Raw genomic sequence first — 14386 nt, 5'->3', positions numbered from 1 at the left:
GCGCCTTTCCGGCGGACGTTCACCGAAGCTCCCCGTCAGGGGCGCGGGGCCTGCCGGGTCCGCGGTCCCGCCGCGCGGGCGCGAGCGACCGCGCCGGGCCCTTGTCCCTCACCCCGTACCCCGTGACGGCGCCTACCGCTTCCCGGCCTTCCGGGTCGCCCGCAGCCACTCCTTGTTCATGCTGGTGATGGACATCAGCGGAATGCCCTTCGGGCAGGCGGTCGCGCACTCGCCCGCCAACGTGCACCCCCCGAACCCCTCCGCGTCCATCTGCCCCACCATGTCCAGCACCCGGGACTCCCGCTCGGGCGCTCCCTGCGGCAGTACGTTGAGGTGGTTGACCTTGGCGGAGGTGAACAGCATCGCCGCCCCGTTGGGGCAGGCCGCCACGCACGCCCCGCACCCGATGCACTCCGCGTGCTCGAACGCGAAGTCGGCGTCCGGCTTGGGCACCGGCGTGGCGTGGGCCTCCGGCGCGGCACCGGTCGGCGCGGTGATGTAACCGCCGGCCTGGATGATCCGGTCGAACGCGGACCGGTCCACGACCAGGTCCTTCACCACCGGGAAGGCCGACGCCCGCCACGGCTCGATGTCGATCGTGTCGCCGTCCTGGAAGGAGCGCATGTGCAGCTGGCAGGTGGTGGTGCGCTCGGGTCCGTGCGCGTCGCCGTTGATGACGAGCGAGCAGGCGCCGCAGATTCCCTCGCGGCAGTCGTGGTCGAAGGCGACCGGGTCCTCGCCCTTGAGGATGAGTTCCTCGTTAAGGGTGTCGAGCATCTCCAGGAACGACATGTCCCGCGAGATCCCGTCCACCTCGTACGTGGACATGGCGCCTTCGGCGTCGGCGTTCTTCTGGCGCCAGACGCGCAGGGTGAGCCTCATGCGTAGCTCCGCTGGGTGGGGTGGACGTACTCGAAGACCAGGTCTTCCTTGTGCAGGACGGGAGCCTCGCCGGTGCCGGAGAACTCCCAGGCGGCGGCGTAGGAGAACTCCTCGTCCCTACGGGCGGCCTCGCCGTCCGGGGTCTGGGACTCCTCGCGGAAGTGGCCGCCGCAGGACTCGGCGCGGTGCAGCGCGTCGAGGCACATCAGCTCGGCCAGCTCCAGGTAGTCGACGATGCGGTTGGCCTTCTCCAGCGACTGGTTGAACTCCTCGCCGGTGCCGGGCACCTTGACGCGGCGCCAGAACTCCTCGCGGATCTGCGGGATGCGCTCCAGGGCCTTGCGCAGTCCGGAGTCGGTGCGCGCCATGCCGCAGAACTCCCACATCAGCTCGCCCAGCTCGCGGTGGAAGGAGTCGGGGGTGCGGTCGCCGTCGACGGACAGCAGCAGGTTGAGCCGGTCCTGGGTCTCGGCCAGCACCTCCTGGACCACCGGGTGGTCGTCGCCGACCTCGTCCTGGTGCGGGTTGCGGGCCAGGTAGTCGTTGATGGTGGCCGGCAGCACGAAGTAGCCGTCCGCCAGGCCCTGCATCAGCGCGGAGGCGCCGAGCCGGTTGGCGCCGTGGTCGGAGAAGTTGGCCTCGCCGATCGCGAACAGACCGGGGACCGTGGTCTGCAGGTCGTAGTCGACCCACAGGCCGCCCATCGTGTAGTGCACGGCGGGGTAGATCCGCATCGGGACCTCGTAGGGGTCCTCGTCGGTGATCCGCTGGTACATGTCGAAGAGGTTGCCGTACTTGGCCTCGACCGCCTTGCGCCCCATCCGCCTGATCGCGTCCGCGAAGTCCAGGTACACGCCCTGGCCGCCGGGGCCCACGCCCCGCCCCTCGTCGCAGACGTTCTTCGCGGCGCGGGAGGCGATGTCGCGGGGGACGAGGTTGCCGAAGGACGGGTAGATGCGCTCCAGGTAGTAGTCGCGCTCCTCCTCGGGGATCTTGTTCGCGGGGCGGTCGTCGCCCTTGGCCTTCGGCACCCAGATCCGGCCGTCGTTGCGCAGCGACTCGCTCATCAGCGTCAGCTTGGACTGGTGGTCGCCGGTGCGCGGGATGCAGGTGGGGTGGATCTGCGTGAAGCAGGGGTTGGCGAAGTACGCGCCGCGCCGGTGCGCCCGCCAGACGGCGGTGGCGTTGGAGTTCATGGCGTTGGTCGACAGGTAGAAGACGTTGCCGTAGCCGCCGGAGGCCAGCACCACCGCGTCCGCGTAGTAGGTGTCGATCCTGCCGGTGATCAGGTCCCGGGCGACGATGCCCCGGGCCCGGCCGTCGACGACGATCACGTCGAGCATCTCGGTACGGGGGTGCAGCTCGATGTTCCCCGCCGCGACCTGGCGGCTGAGCGCCTGGTAGGCGCCGAGGAGCAGCTGCTGGCCCGTCTGGCCGCGGGCGTAGAACGTGCGGGAGACCTGGACGCCGCCGAAGGAGCGGGTGTCGAGCAGGCCGCCGTACTCGCGGGCGAAGGGCACGCCCTGCGCCACGCACTGGTCGATGATCTCGACGGAGATCTGCGCGAGGCGGTGGACGTTGGACTCCCGGGCGCGGAAGTCACCGCCCTTGACGGTGTCGTAGAACAGGCGGTGCACGGAGTCGCCGTCGTTGCGGTAGTTCTTCGCCGCGTTGATGCCGCCCTGCGCGGCGATGGAGTGGGCGCGGCGCGGGGAGTCCTGGTAGCAGAACTGGACGACGTGGTAGCCCTGCTCGGCGAGGGTCGCGCCGGCCGAGCCGCCCGCGAGGCCGGTGCCCACCACGATCACCGTGTGCTTGCGGCGGTTGGCGGGGTTGACCAGCTTGGCCTCGAAGCGGCGCTTGTCCCAGCGCTCGTTGATCGGCCCCTTGGGGGCCTTGGTGTCGACGACCGGCTCGCCGGTCGTGTAGTCGGCGTAAGAAGTCATGTTCAGCTCACCACTCCGGTCATGACGCCCACGGGGACGGCGATGAAACCGGCCGTGAGCAGCAGCGCGAGGACGCTTGCGACGGTCTTCAGGGCGCGGTCGCGGGTGCGGCTGCCGGCGCCGAGGGTCTGGGCGGCGCTCCAGAAGCCGTGCTGGATGTGCAGGCCGAGGGCGAGCATGGCGACGATGTAGATCGTGTTGCCGTACCAGGTGGAGAAGGTGTCCACGACGTTCTGGTAGGGCTTGCCCGACTCGAAGCCGCCGGAGTGCACGGTGCCGGTGGTCAGGTCCAGGATGTGCCAGACGATGAACAGACCGAGGATGATCCCGCCCCAGCGCATGGTGCGGGTGGCGTAGCTCGCCCGCTTGCGCCGGTGCACGTACCTGGTGGGCCGTGCCTTGATGTCGCGGCGGCTGAGCTGGTACGCGGAGGTGGCGTGGGCGACGACGGCGACGACCAGCACGACGCGGACCACCCACAGCGTCCACTCGTAGTGCATGAACGGCTCACCGACCGTGCGCAGCCAGTGGGCGTAGTGGTTGAACTCCTCCGTACCGAAGAAGATCTTCAGGTTGCCGATCATGTGGACGACCAGGTACAGCAGCATGACGAGCCCGCTGACCGCCATCACGGTCTTCTTGCCGACGGTCGAGTCCCACACGGTGCGTGCCAGGGACGGCCGTCGGTCCGTCCGCGTTGCCAGAGCCATGTCACCAGACGCTAGGACCGAAGGGCCCCATCGGTCCAAGACATGATCCGGCTCGTTCCGATAGGCGTTGCCTATGATGAGCGGATGCAGTTCCACCAGCTCCAGTACTTCGTGGCGGTCGCCGAGACCCGGCACTTCACCCGGGCCGCCGAGCTGGTCCACGTCTCCCAGCCGTCACTGTCGCAGCAGGTCAAGGCGTTGGAGCGGGAGCTGGGCGCCGACCTGTTCCAGCGGGCGCGGGGCAACATCACGCTGACCGACGCCGGGGAGGCGCTGCTGCCGCTGGCCCGGCGCATCCTGGCCGACGCGGACACCGCCCGGCACGAGGTGCAGGAGCTGGCGCAGTTGCGCGGCGGCCGGGTCCGGCTGGGGGCGACGCCGAGCCTGTGCACCGGCCTGCTGCCGGACGTGCTGCGCGCCTTCCACGACCGCTACCCCGGCATCCGGCTGCTGATCGAGGAGGGCGGCAGCCACGACCTGGTACGGGAACTGGCGCGCGGCGCGCTCGACCTCGCGCTCGTCGTGCTGCCGCTGCCCGCGCCCTCTCCGGCGCTGACCACGGTGGAGCTGCTGCGCGAGGACCTGGTGGTGGTCTCCTCGCCGGAGGAGCCCAGGCCCGGCGGGGGACGGCGGGCGGTGGAGATCGGGGACCTGGCGGGCGAGCGCCTGGTGATGTTCCGGCACGGCTACGACCTGCGGGAACTGACGGTGGCGGCGTGCCGCTCCGCCGGGTTCGAACCGGTCTTCGCCGTCGAGGGCGGCGAGATGGACGCCGTGCTCGGCTTCGTGCGGGCGGGGCTCGGGATCGCGGTCGTGCCCCGGATGGTGGCGGCGCGGTCGGGGCGGGGGCTGCGGGTGACGCCGCTGGCGCGGCCGGGGCTGCACCGGACCATCGCGCTGGCGCACCGCAGCGACGTGGCCCCGCCCCGGGCGGCCCGGGAGCTTCAGCGGATGCTGCTGGAGCGGTGAGCGTCCGGTGCCGGCCGAGGGGTGTTCCCGCGCCCCTCGGCGGCGTCACCCCGCCCGGCGCCGGACGCTCACCCCGTGGCGTCCACCAGCGCCAGCTGGTGCAGCCGTTCCGGCGGGCCCGGACGGGCGTAGTACCAGCCCTGGGCCGTGTCGCAGCCCAGCAGGCGCAGCTGTTCGGCCTGGGCACCGGTCTCCACGCCCTCCACGGTGACGGCGAGGTCGAGGCCGTGGGCGAGGGAGACGATGCCCTCGACGATCCTGAGGTCGACCGGGTCGGCGGGGAACCGCTGCATGCTCTGGGTGAAGGAGCGGTCCAGTTTCAGGACGCTCACCGGCAGCCGGCGCAGGTTGGCCAGGTTGGAGTAGCCGGTGCCGAAGTCGTCCAGGGCGATGTCGACGCCCATCTCGGCGAGGCGCCGCAAGGGCTTGAGCAGGTCGTCGTCGGCGCCGATCAGCGCCGACTCCGTCACCTCCAGGCAGAGCGCGTCCGGCGCGATCCCGGCCCGCTCCAGGATGTCGACGGTGTCCTGGACCAGCCCGGGGTGGGTGAGCTGGCAGGGCGAGAGGTTGACGTTGATGCGCAGCGGGTCCGCGCCGCCGTCGCCGTACAGCTCCCGCCAGGCGCGGGCCTGGCGCACCGCCTGCTCCAGGACCCAGCGGCCCAGCGGCACGATCAGGCCGGTGTGCTCGGCCAGCGGGATGAACCGGTCCGGACCGAGGACGCCGTGCTGCGGGTGCAGCCAGCGCACCAGGGCCTCCGCGCCGCGCACGCTGCCGTCACCGAGGTGGACCAGCGGCTGGTACTCGATGAAGAACTCGCCGCGCTCCAGCGCCGCCGGCAGCGCGGTGGTCAGCCCGTGCCGGGTGATCACGCGGGCGTCGGCCTCCGGGTCGGCCAGTTCGTAGCGGTTGCCGCCCGCCGACTTGGCCCGGTACATGGTGATGTCGGCGCTGCGCAGCACCTCGGCCGCGCTGCGCTCCCCCGCCGGCCCCTCGACGACGCCGATGGAGCCGCGCACGGTCAGCTCCCGTCCGTCGATGCTGATCGGCGCGAGCAGCGCGTTCATGATGCGGCCGGCCAGTTCGTCCACCTCGTGGGCGGTGTCCGGGCCGCAGGTCAGGGCCACGAACTCGTCACCGCCGAGCCGGGCGACCATCTCGCCGGGCGCGGTGGCGCAGGCCTGGAGCCGGTCGGCGACCTCGACCAGGAGCCGGTCGCCGGCCGCGTGCCCGAGGCTGTCGTTGACGGTCTTGAAGCCGTCGAGGTCGAGGTAGCACAGGCCGAAGCGCTGGCCCTCGCCGGCGTTCAGCGCCTTCTCCAGGCGTTCGAAGAAGAAGCTGCGGTTGGGCAGACCGGTGAGCGCGTCGTGGGTGGCCTCGTAGCGCAGCCGCAGGTTGAGCAGCCGGCGCTCGGTGGTGTCCTCCATCAGCGCGAGCTGGTACTGGGGGACGCCGTCGGCGTCGCGCAGCAGGGAGACGGTCAGGTTGGTCCACAGGACGGTGCCGTCGGGCCGGTAGAACGCCTTCTCCAGGTGGTAGTGCTCGCGCTCGCCGCGCACCAGTTCGTCGTAGAGCCGCCAGGTCTGCGGGGCGTCGTCGGGGTGGGTCCAGTCCCGGACCCTGCCCTGGCGCAGCTTCTGGTCGGTCAGGCCGAACATGCGGGTCAGCGCCTCGTTGACCTGGAGGATGTTGCCGTCGAGGTCGGCGATGCCGATGCCTATGGCGGCGCCCTCGAAGACCGCGCGGAAGCGGGCCTCGCTGGCGTGCAGCGCGGCGGCCACCACGCCCTGCGCCTTCAGGGCGGCCTGGGCGATGGCCTCCTGCTCGGCCAGGGTGCGGGCGCGCAGCGCCCGCGCGAACCCGGCCGCCATCGCGTGCTGCATCCGCGAGGAACGGGCCCGCAGGGCCTCCTGGTCGCCGCCCTCCCCGCAGTACAGCACCAGATACGCGTCGACGCAGTCCAGCGTGCGGCTGAGCGCCTCGGGGTCGGTGCAGTGGACGTCCACGAGCGCGGCGCCGACCGCCTTGGCCTCCTCCGCGTCGAACGCCCTCGCGCGCAGCACCCCGCTCAGCCGCCGGGCCAGCGGCAGCAGTTCGGCCTCGAACTCCAGGCGGGTCGACGACGTCGTGGTGACCGGGAACACCGCCCGGCTCCAGATCGTCGCGAACCTGCGCAGTCTGTCCTCCGGCCCGTCCGGCTGCGCGGTCACGCGGTACGCCCCACGCCCGCGAAACCGGAGAACGCATAGGGGTCCTCGTCCTCCGGTGCGCCCTCGGGGCGCCAGCGCGCCATCGGCACCAGTCCGGGTTCCACCATGTCGTACCCCTCGAAGAACCGCGCGATCTCCTCGCGCGTGCGCATGATCAGCGGGTTGCGGATGTCCTTGTACACGTCCACCGCGCCCCCGGCCCGCTCGGGCGGCAGCGGTATGCCCTCGTACGCGGCGTGCGTGAGGATCAGCATGCTGCCGGGCGCGAGCGCGGAGCTCAACTCGGCCACCGCCGCGTACGGGTCCTCCTCGTCCGCCACGAAGTGCAGTATGGCAACGAGGAGCAGGGCCACCGGACGATTCAGGTCGATCAGCCGCTCCACCTGCTCGCTGGTGAGGATCTCGTCCGGTTTGAGCAGGTCGGCGGCGACGACGTCCGCGTCCGCGTCGCCCGCCAGGACCGCCTGGCTGTGCGCGACCGCCACCGGGTCGTGGTCGACGTAGACGACGCGGGCGCCGGGGCAGGCCCGCCGGGCCACCTCGTGGACGTTGCCGAAGGTGGGGATGCCGGAGCCGATGTCCAGGAACTGGGTGATGCCCTCACCCGCGGCGAAGTCCACGGCACGGCGCATGAACGCCCGGTTGGCCTGCATGACCTTGGGCAGTCCCGGGATGAACTCCATGGCTCTGCGGGCCGCTTCCCGGTCGACCTCGAAATTGTGCGAACCGCCCAGGTAGAAGTCGTAGATCCGGGACACACTGGGCACCGTGATGTCGATGCTCCGCGGGGCCCAGGCGGGACGCTCCATCTGGCTCTCCAAGGCTGAAGGCGATCCGGTGTTCGAGCAGAGGCTACTGATCGTCCGCCAAAGGAGCGAGCCCAAACGGAAATTGACCATCCGTTCCCGGTCTGCCTGCGGCATGTGCCGCACGCGGGCGGCACGGCGGCGGAGCGCACGACGGGCCGCCCCCTCCGTCCGGTGCGGAGGGGGCGGCCCGGTCCCGGGAAGGGCTACTTCCGCGGCGCGCCGACCGCCTTTCCGTCGGGGGCGACGGCGTACCAGGTGCCGCCGACGCCCTGGCCGTTGACGTCGCCGGGCTCCTCGTCGCCGGCGAAGGTGTACAGGGGCCAGCAGTCGAGGGTCTGCTGGGCCGCCCCGTCGGGCCGGGTGAAGCTCATCAGGCCCTTCTTCTCCACGCCCTCGGTGTCGTCGGTCTCGACGGGTGCGACGACCGGCCACTTCTTCAGGCAGTCGCCGGTGCAGGCGGACACCGGATCGGGCCAGGCCTCGTCCTTCAGGAAGCGGTAGACGGTCATCCCGTCCTTGTCGACGACGATCTCGCCCAGTTCCGGGTCCTCACGGGTGGACAGGCCGGGCCGGGCCGCCTTCGTGCCGTCGGCGGCGAGCGCGAACCACTTGCCGTTCACGCCCTGCCCCTTGACGTCCCCGGCGGCCGTGTCCTTGGCGTAGCGGTACGCCGGCCAGCCGCCGATGGTGAGCTGTTTGCTCCCGTCGGCACGGGTGACCTCGCCGAGCAGGGACTCGTCGATGCCCTCGCCGGCGATCGCGTCGTCGGCCGCCACCGGCGGCCAGGCGGTGGCGCAGTCCGCCTCGCAGGTGGTCCTGGGCGGCTCGGCGGTGTCCGCGTCGAAGCGGTACAGGGTGCGGCCGGCGCCGTCGGTCACCAGCTCGCCGAGTTCTTCGTCGGTGGTGACGGACAGCTTGCCGGCGGCGGCCGGGCTCGCCGACCGCGCGTCCCCGGCGCCCGCGTCCGCTTCCAGCCCCTGGCCGGCGCCGACGTCGCCGATCTCGCCGGGCTGGGCCGAGGCGCCCACGTTCTGGCCGGCGCCGGTGGTGCCGCCGTCCTGACCGCACGCCGTCGTCAGTGCCAGCACCACCGCGGCGCTCGCCACGAGTGAGGCGTTCCGCCACGAGGTCCTCATCGTCAACTCCCCCTCCTTGTCATGGATGGTGCGGAGAACTGCCGCTCCTCCGCACGGCAGGGGGTACGGACGGACCGCCCGCCGGTGTTCAACGCGGGCACGAGTTTCTTCGACGGCCCGTCACTCCGGGACACCCGGCCATACGCGCGTACGAGCCGACGGACACCTGATCGGCCGCCCTCCACCCCTTCGGGGTAATTCGGTGACACCCCGGCGCGCCCCGTCGCCGCACACTCGATGATTCGCCACGTGCATGGACCCGAACCGATCCGATCCGCCCCTGCCGGACGGACGTTGGCCCTGGTGACGCTGGCGTTCGCGCTCGTCGGCGCCCCGGTGGGGCCCGCGGCGGCGGACGCGTGCGCGTACGTGTCGAACGGCCGGGGGGACAACCGGGCCGTCGCCGGGAGCGGCGGCGCCTGGCCCACGTTCCCGCCCTGCCCGCCGCCCGCGCCGAGCCCCACGCCCCCGCCGCCCGCCCCGCCCAAGCCGCCGTCCCCGAAACCACCGCCTCCCAAGCCGCCGTCCCCGAAACCACCGCCCCCCAAGCCGCCCGCCCCTCCTCCTCGGGCACCGTCTCCGCCGGCCCGTCCCACGCCCGAGCCCGAACCGCCCGCGCCGCCACACACGCCCCCGCCGCCCGCCCGGTCACCGGTCCCGGCGCCCAGCGCCACCCCGGCGCCCGCGCCACCGCCCCCGTCCCCGTCGCCTCCGCCGGCCTCTGCCGCACCCACGCCCACGCCGTCCCTTACCCCGGTGCACTACCCGAGCTACCACTCCGCCCCGCGACGGCCGCGCTCCACGCACGGTGCCGTCTCCCCGCTCGTCTTCGTCCTGCTCATCCTGATCCCCGCGCTGGCCGCCGTCGTCGCCCTGCGCCCGCGCTGATCCCTGGAGGCTTCTCTTGCCCGAATGGCTTGTTCTCATCCTCGCGATGCTGGCCGCCTGCGCGGTCGTGGTCGTCATCACCCTCGTACGGCACCGCAGGGCCGCGGACGACGAGGACATCACCGAGACCCCGGACGTCATCGAGTACATGACCATGTGGATCGGCGTGGTGTACGCCATCGTCCTGGGTCTGGCCATCGCGGGCGTCTGGGAGGCACGCAGCGCCGCCCAGGACCACGTCCAGGCGGAGGCGGTGGCGCTGCACGAGGTCTCGGAGCGGGTCCGGGTCTACCCGCCCGAGGTCCGCGACCGGATCCGGGACGATGTCAATGCCTATGTCGGACACGTCGTCAGCGTCGAGTGGCCGGCCATGGCCGACACCGGGGAGGTCACCGAGCGCGGCGGCGCGCTCCTCGACCGGATCCGCGCGGACGTGACGGACTACGAGCCCCGGTCCGACTTCGAGGCGCAGGCCTACCAGCCGCTCCTGGACCAGGTGAGCGCCGCCGACCAGGCCCGTACCTCGCGGGCGGAGTCGACCGGGTCGACCATGCCGGGCGTGGTGTGGTTCGGGCTCATCACCGGGGGTGTCGTCACCATCGGCATGGTCTTCGCCCTGCAGATCCGGCGCACCGCGCGCGAACTGGTGCTGGCCGGGCTGTTCTCGGCGCTGATCGCCTTCCTCCTCTTCCTCATCTGGGACTTCGACGACCCCTACGGCCGGGGCTTCGGCGCCTCGACCGGGCCGTACCTGGGGCTCTTCCCGGGCGTCACGGGCTGAGGGCGGCCGCCCGGGCGCGGGGGCGTGCCCTGCTTCCCCCGGGCGGCCCACGCCTTTGCCCCATTCGCGCGACTGCGATCGCGCCCGCCCGCGCGCCTTCCTAGCGTTTCGGGCATCGAGGTGCATGTCCGTCGCGAGCGGAACAGGTCCGCAACTGCTCCTCGGGATCCGGAGGATCCTTCATGCGCGCGATATCCGTCGCTGCGGCCGCGCTGCTGGGCGCCTGCGCCCTCACGTCCTGCGTCCCGGTCGCCGGCGCGGCCGGCGCGGGCACCGTCACCCCGTTCGGTTTCCGTGTCCAGCCCTCCACCGTCGCGGCGGGCGGCGAGGTGACCCTGATCGTCGACCGCGCCGACGGCCGCTGCAAGGGCCCCGCGACGGTCTCCGCCCCGGTGTTCGACCCGGTGACCATTCCGCCGCGGCACACATCGGCCACCGCGGTGGTCGACCGGGACGCCGGACCGGGCTCGGTCCACCAGGTGGTGTTCCGCTGCGACGGGGCGACCGGGACGACCGGCCTGACCATCGCCGGCGGGCCGAGCCCCACGCCCACGTCGCCACCCCCTCCCACCGTCACCCCACCGCCGCCGCCGGAACACCCCGGGCACGGGCATCACGCGCACCCCGACAAGGGCGTGCACGCCGGCGAGGGCGGCACCGTGGCGGGCTTCGACCTGAGGAACATCGGGCTCGGCGCCGTGCTCGTCACCGGCGCGGTGGGCACGGCGTACCGCCTCTCCCGCCGCCGCGCCGGCGAGGACGGCGGCTGACCGGGCCGTCCTCGCGCCCGTGCGCGGGGCGTCGCCCCGCGCACGGTCCCCTACGGCTCCGTACGGCGCCCGAGAGCCCGCCCTCCGAAGGCGGGGCCCGGCCGGGCGCCGGGCACACCGGTCAGGCACGCCGTTCGGCCCGGCGGCGCATCCAGAACAGCCCGCCGCCCGCCACCGCCGCGGCGACGAGCCCGCCGCCGATCGCCATGTCGGCCGGCGTGGCGCCGCTGGAGTTGCTGCCGCCGATGCCGCCGCGGACCCCGCCGATGACGGTGAAGGCGGCCGGCCGGGTCAGCCTGCGGCCCGAGCAGTTGACGGTGATGTCGTACGAGCCGGGACGGGCGTTGGCGTTGATCGTGGCGACCCCCTTGGAGGTCTCGTTGGCGCCCTTGACCGGCGTCAGGTGGGTGGTCGGGAAGGCGCGCGAGGTCATCGTGCCGCCGCGCGGGCAGCCGTCGACCGTGACCGTCATCTGGCCGCCGCGGGCGATGACGCTGGGCAGGGCCACGATGTTGCTCGGCGTGTCCCACGCGACGGCCGTGGGAGCGGCGAGCCCGAGAACCCCGGAGACGACGACGGCGGCGCCTGCGGCCGCCAGGACACGGGAGTTACGCATGTGATCCTCCGCGGAAGACGCCCCGGGACCCGTCCCCGGTCGATCGGCGAGAAAGCGCCTCCCGGAAAAACCCTCAGTTGGTGTGGCGGCAGCCGCATTTCGGCGCTGGTCCGTCCTGGTGAGCGGCCGTGCCGCGGCGGAACCGCGGCAGTGGATATCACCGCAGGTCACGGACTGTCAGAACATTCCCGCGCCCGGCGCCTCGGATGGCGCACCGGACGAATGCCGGGCCACCCGTTCGCACCCGCCCCCGTCGCCGTCGCGCCGGACGGCACTTAGCGTTTCCCGTATGCGCGACCGACACGGCGACGGCTGTGCCGAGAGGGGATGTCGAATGTCTGCGTCCGAGCTGGCCGAAGAGGAGGAGCGGCGCGGGAAGCGCGCTCCGTGGGGCGTCATAGCTCTTGTCCTGCTGACCGGCCTCGCGCTCATTCGCAACGGTTCGGGGGAATTCGACGCGGGTCCGCCGCAGCCCGCGTCGGCCGCGGCCGCCGAGACCCGCCGCGCGGAGGTCGGCACCGCTCCCAAGGGCCTGGCGCCGCTGCCGTACTCGGTGCCCGACCGGGTGCGGATCCCCGCCATCCAGGTGGACGCGCCGATGATGCCGGTGGGACTGGACGCGGACGGCTGGGTCGGCGCGCCGCCGCCGGAGGACCCGAACCTGGCCGGCTGGTTCACGGGCGCGGTCTCGCCCGGGGAGAAGGGCACGGCGGTCGTGGTCGGTCATGTCGACAACAAGCAGGGCCCTGCCGTCTTCTACGGACTCGGCGCCCTGGAAAAGGGGAACCGGGTCGAGATCGGCCGCGCGGACGGGAAGACCGCCGAGTTCGAGATCTACGGCATCGAGGTCTTCGAGAAGGACGACTTCCCCGGCGACCGGGTGTACGCCTCCAAGGGAGGTCCCGAACTGCGCGTCATCACCTGCGGCGGTGGATTCTCCAAGCAGAACGGATACGCCGGGAACGTGGTCGCCTTCGCCCGCCTGACCGGAATCCGCTGAGCCGCGTACCGGCCGGGCGGGCGCGCTGGTCTCAGACGTACTGCCGCCGGGGGACGGTGAGGTGGTAGCCGGAGTCCAGCAGGCTCGGAAGGTAGGAGCGCAGGGCGCGCACGCTCTGCGAACGGTCGCCCCCGGCGTCGTGCGAGAGCACCACGACGCCGGGGGCGGCGCCGTCCTCGACCCGGTCGACGATGGTGCGGGTGCCGGGGGTGGTCCAGTCCAGGGTGTCGACGGTCCAGGCGAGCGGTTCCATGCCGAGTTCGGCGCCGAGCTGGAAGGCGGCGCGGTTCCACGCCCCGTACGGCGCCCGGAACCAGCGGGGCGGCTCGCCGCAGGCCCCGTCGATGACCTCGGCGGTGCGCTCCATCTCGGAGCGGATCTCCCCGCGGCCGAGCCGGGTGAGCAGCGGGTGGGACCAGGTGTGGTTGCCGACGACGTGCCCGTCGTCGGCCATCCGGGCCAGCAGGTCCTTGTTGTCCGCGGCCATCTCGCCGCACACGAAGAACATCGCGCGGACCTCGTACTGGGCCAGGGTGTCCAGGATGTCGGGGGTGTAGCGGGGGTCGGGGCCGTCGTCGAAGGTCAGCACCATCACGCGGCCGCGTCCGGCGATGTGCAGGAGCGGCTCGCGCCGGACCGGGACGGGGGCGTGGACGGCGTGCGGCGGGCCGTGCCCGGTCAGGGGCCGCAGGCGGTAGGCGGAGGGCTTGAGCGCGCGGCGGGCCGGTGGGCCGGGGACGGCCGGGCGGGGCGGGACCGGTTCCTTCCCGGTCAGGGCCCCGAGCACGCCGGCGGTTCCGGCCGCCCCCACAGCGGCGACGCCGGCGAGCAACGCCCCGCGCCGGGTGAGCAACTGATCCGTCTTCATGACTCATCAGTCGCCCGGCCACGGACCGGCGCACCAGCGCGGCACCGGGGCGGCGGCACGAATCCACCCGCCCGGACCAGCACCCCCTTCCGATAACCTCGCCGCGTGACGGAACCGGAGCAGCAGCATTCCCATCAGTTCGAGCGGGGCACGGACGGTCCCAAGGTCATCGTGGTCGGCGTGGACGGATCGGACTCCTCGCTGCGTGCGGCGGCCTACGCCGGCGGGCTGGCCCGGCGGCAGCACGCGCTGCTCGCCGTGGTGTACGTGCAGCCGACGCTGGCGGCGGGGGCGGTGCTCGGGGCGCCGGTCGCGGAGACGACCGACGAGATCGCGGAGGACCTGGTAGCCCAGATCCGGGAGGCGACCGAGCGGGTGAAGGGGATCTTCGAGGTCCGCTGGGAGTTCCACACCTTCCGCGGCGATCCCTTCACCGGCCTGCGGAAGGCGGCCGACGACCTGAAGGCGGACGCCGTGGTGGTGGGCGCCTCGGAGCAGGCCGGCCACCGCATCGTCGGCTCCGTCGCGATCCGGCTGGTGAAGGCGGGCCACTGGCCGGTGACGGTGGTTCCGTGACGCTGCCGCCGGGACACCGCCCGGCGTTCGCTCTCCGCGGTCCCCGCGTCAGGGGTCCGTCGGGTTACTCGCCCGTCACCAGCCCGTCCTCCGCCGCGCCGCGCCCCGGCACCACGTCCCGTACACGGCCGGCGAAGGCTCCGGCGCTCCCGGCCGGCGAGGCCGCGGAGGGCCCAGATGCCTCGGAGGCCCCGGAGGACCCGGAGGACCCGGAGGACCCAGATG

General features: G+C 72.8%; 14 protein-coding genes. 6 read left to right on the top strand and 8 right to left on the bottom strand.

Annotated features, from left to right (window positions below; translation table 11 throughout):
- Positions 1–132: 132 nt before the first annotated feature.
- The 3 genes from ACY1JF_RS11685 to ACY1JF_RS11675 are packed head-to-tail and all read right to left on the bottom strand — an operon-like array spanning position 133 to position 3502.
- A complete protein-coding gene (locus ACY1JF_RS11685) occupies positions 133–882 on the bottom strand; it encodes a succinate dehydrogenase/fumarate reductase iron-sulfur subunit (protein WP_215166038.1) in 750 nt (249 codons plus the stop codon).
- Positions 879–2828 carry a fumarate reductase/succinate dehydrogenase flavoprotein subunit gene (locus ACY1JF_RS11680; protein ID WP_462704967.1) on the bottom strand — a complete coding sequence of 650 codons (1950 nt, stop codon included), beginning with the start codon at positions 2826–2828 and terminating at the stop codon, positions 879–881. Before ACY1JF_RS11680 ends, ACY1JF_RS11685 begins: the two co-directional genes overlap by 4 nt.
- A gap of 2 nt (positions 2829–2830) precedes the next feature.
- Positions 2831–3502, bottom strand: coding sequence for a succinate dehydrogenase (locus ACY1JF_RS11675; RefSeq protein ID WP_462705096.1), 672 nt, complete (start codon positions 3500–3502; stop codon positions 2831–2833).
- A gap of 120 nt (positions 3503–3622) precedes the next feature.
- Between ACY1JF_RS11675 and ACY1JF_RS11670 the strand changes: the two genes are divergently transcribed.
- Positions 3623–4507 (top strand): LysR family transcriptional regulator, encoded by an 885-nt coding sequence (locus ACY1JF_RS11670; protein ID WP_462704966.1) that lies wholly within the window; start codon positions 3623–3625, stop codon positions 4505–4507.
- Between the two features lie 68 nt (positions 4508–4575).
- On the opposite strand, the gene ACY1JF_RS11665 is transcribed toward ACY1JF_RS11670, so the two are convergent.
- From ACY1JF_RS11665 to ACY1JF_RS11655, 3 genes are all read right to left on the bottom strand, one after another.
- On the bottom strand, positions 4576–6717 hold the full coding sequence (locus ACY1JF_RS11665; RefSeq protein ID WP_462704965.1) for a putative bifunctional diguanylate cyclase/phosphodiesterase: 2142 nt from the start codon (positions 6715–6717) through the stop codon (positions 4576–4578).
- Positions 6714–7526, bottom strand: a complete 813-nt coding sequence (locus tag ACY1JF_RS11660; RefSeq protein WP_462704964.1) for an SAM-dependent methyltransferase — start codon at positions 7524–7526, stop codon at positions 6714–6716. The genes ACY1JF_RS11665 and ACY1JF_RS11660 overlap by 4 nt, the downstream gene beginning before the upstream one ends.
- Before the next feature lie 203 nt (positions 7527–7729).
- On the bottom strand, positions 7730–8662 hold the full coding sequence (locus tag ACY1JF_RS11655) for an SCO0930 family lipoprotein (protein WP_462705095.1): 933 nt from the start codon (positions 8660–8662) through the stop codon (positions 7730–7732).
- Positions 8663–9418: 756 nt separating this feature from the next.
- Here ACY1JF_RS11655 and ACY1JF_RS11650 point away from each other — a divergent pair.
- The 3 genes from ACY1JF_RS11650 to ACY1JF_RS11640 all read left to right on the top strand — a co-directional run bounded on the left by ACY1JF_RS11650 (position 9419) and on the right by ACY1JF_RS11640 (position 11101).
- Positions 9419–9550 carry a hypothetical protein gene (locus ACY1JF_RS11650; RefSeq protein WP_462704963.1) on the top strand — a complete coding sequence of 44 codons (132 nt, stop codon included), beginning with the start codon at positions 9419–9421 and terminating at the stop codon, positions 9548–9550.
- 16 nt (positions 9551–9566) lie between these two features.
- Positions 9567–10331, top strand: coding sequence for a bestrophin-like domain (locus ACY1JF_RS11645; RefSeq protein ID WP_462704962.1), 765 nt, complete (start codon positions 9567–9569; stop codon positions 10329–10331).
- Positions 10332–10513: 182 nt separating this feature from the next.
- Positions 10514–11101: a hypothetical protein gene (locus ACY1JF_RS11640; RefSeq protein WP_462704961.1), complete on the top strand. Its 588-nt coding sequence runs from the start codon at positions 10514–10516 to the stop codon at positions 11099–11101.
- 121 nt (positions 11102–11222) lie between these two features.
- On the opposite strand, the gene ACY1JF_RS11635 is transcribed toward ACY1JF_RS11640, so the two are convergent.
- Positions 11223–11717 carry a hypothetical protein gene (locus ACY1JF_RS11635; protein WP_462704960.1) on the bottom strand — a complete coding sequence of 165 codons (495 nt, stop codon included), beginning with the start codon at positions 11715–11717 and terminating at the stop codon, positions 11223–11225.
- 334 nt (positions 11718–12051) lie between these two features.
- On the opposite strand from ACY1JF_RS11635, the gene ACY1JF_RS11630 reads away from it, so the two are divergent.
- On the top strand, positions 12052–12717 hold the full coding sequence (locus ACY1JF_RS11630; RefSeq protein WP_462704959.1) for a class F sortase: 666 nt from the start codon (positions 12052–12054) through the stop codon (positions 12715–12717).
- A gap of 31 nt (positions 12718–12748) precedes the next feature.
- On the opposite strand, the gene ACY1JF_RS11625 is transcribed toward ACY1JF_RS11630, so the two are convergent.
- Complete coding sequence (locus ACY1JF_RS11625) at positions 12749–13585, bottom strand: polysaccharide deacetylase family protein (protein WP_462704958.1); 837 nt, start codon at positions 13583–13585, stop codon at positions 12749–12751.
- Positions 13586–13690: 105 nt separating this feature from the next.
- Here ACY1JF_RS11625 and ACY1JF_RS11620 point away from each other — a divergent pair, with 105 nt between their 5' ends.
- The gene (locus ACY1JF_RS11620; RefSeq protein ID WP_462704957.1) at positions 13691–14161 is read left to right on the top strand and encodes a universal stress protein; all 471 of its coding nucleotides are present in this window, start codon (positions 13691–13693) and stop codon (positions 14159–14161) included.
- Positions 14162–14386: the final 225 nt, after the last annotated feature.

It is taken from the genome of Streptomyces sp. SYSU D01066-1 (genome assembly GCF_054956795.1).
This window is presented reverse-complemented; position numbering and strand designations above follow the sequence as displayed.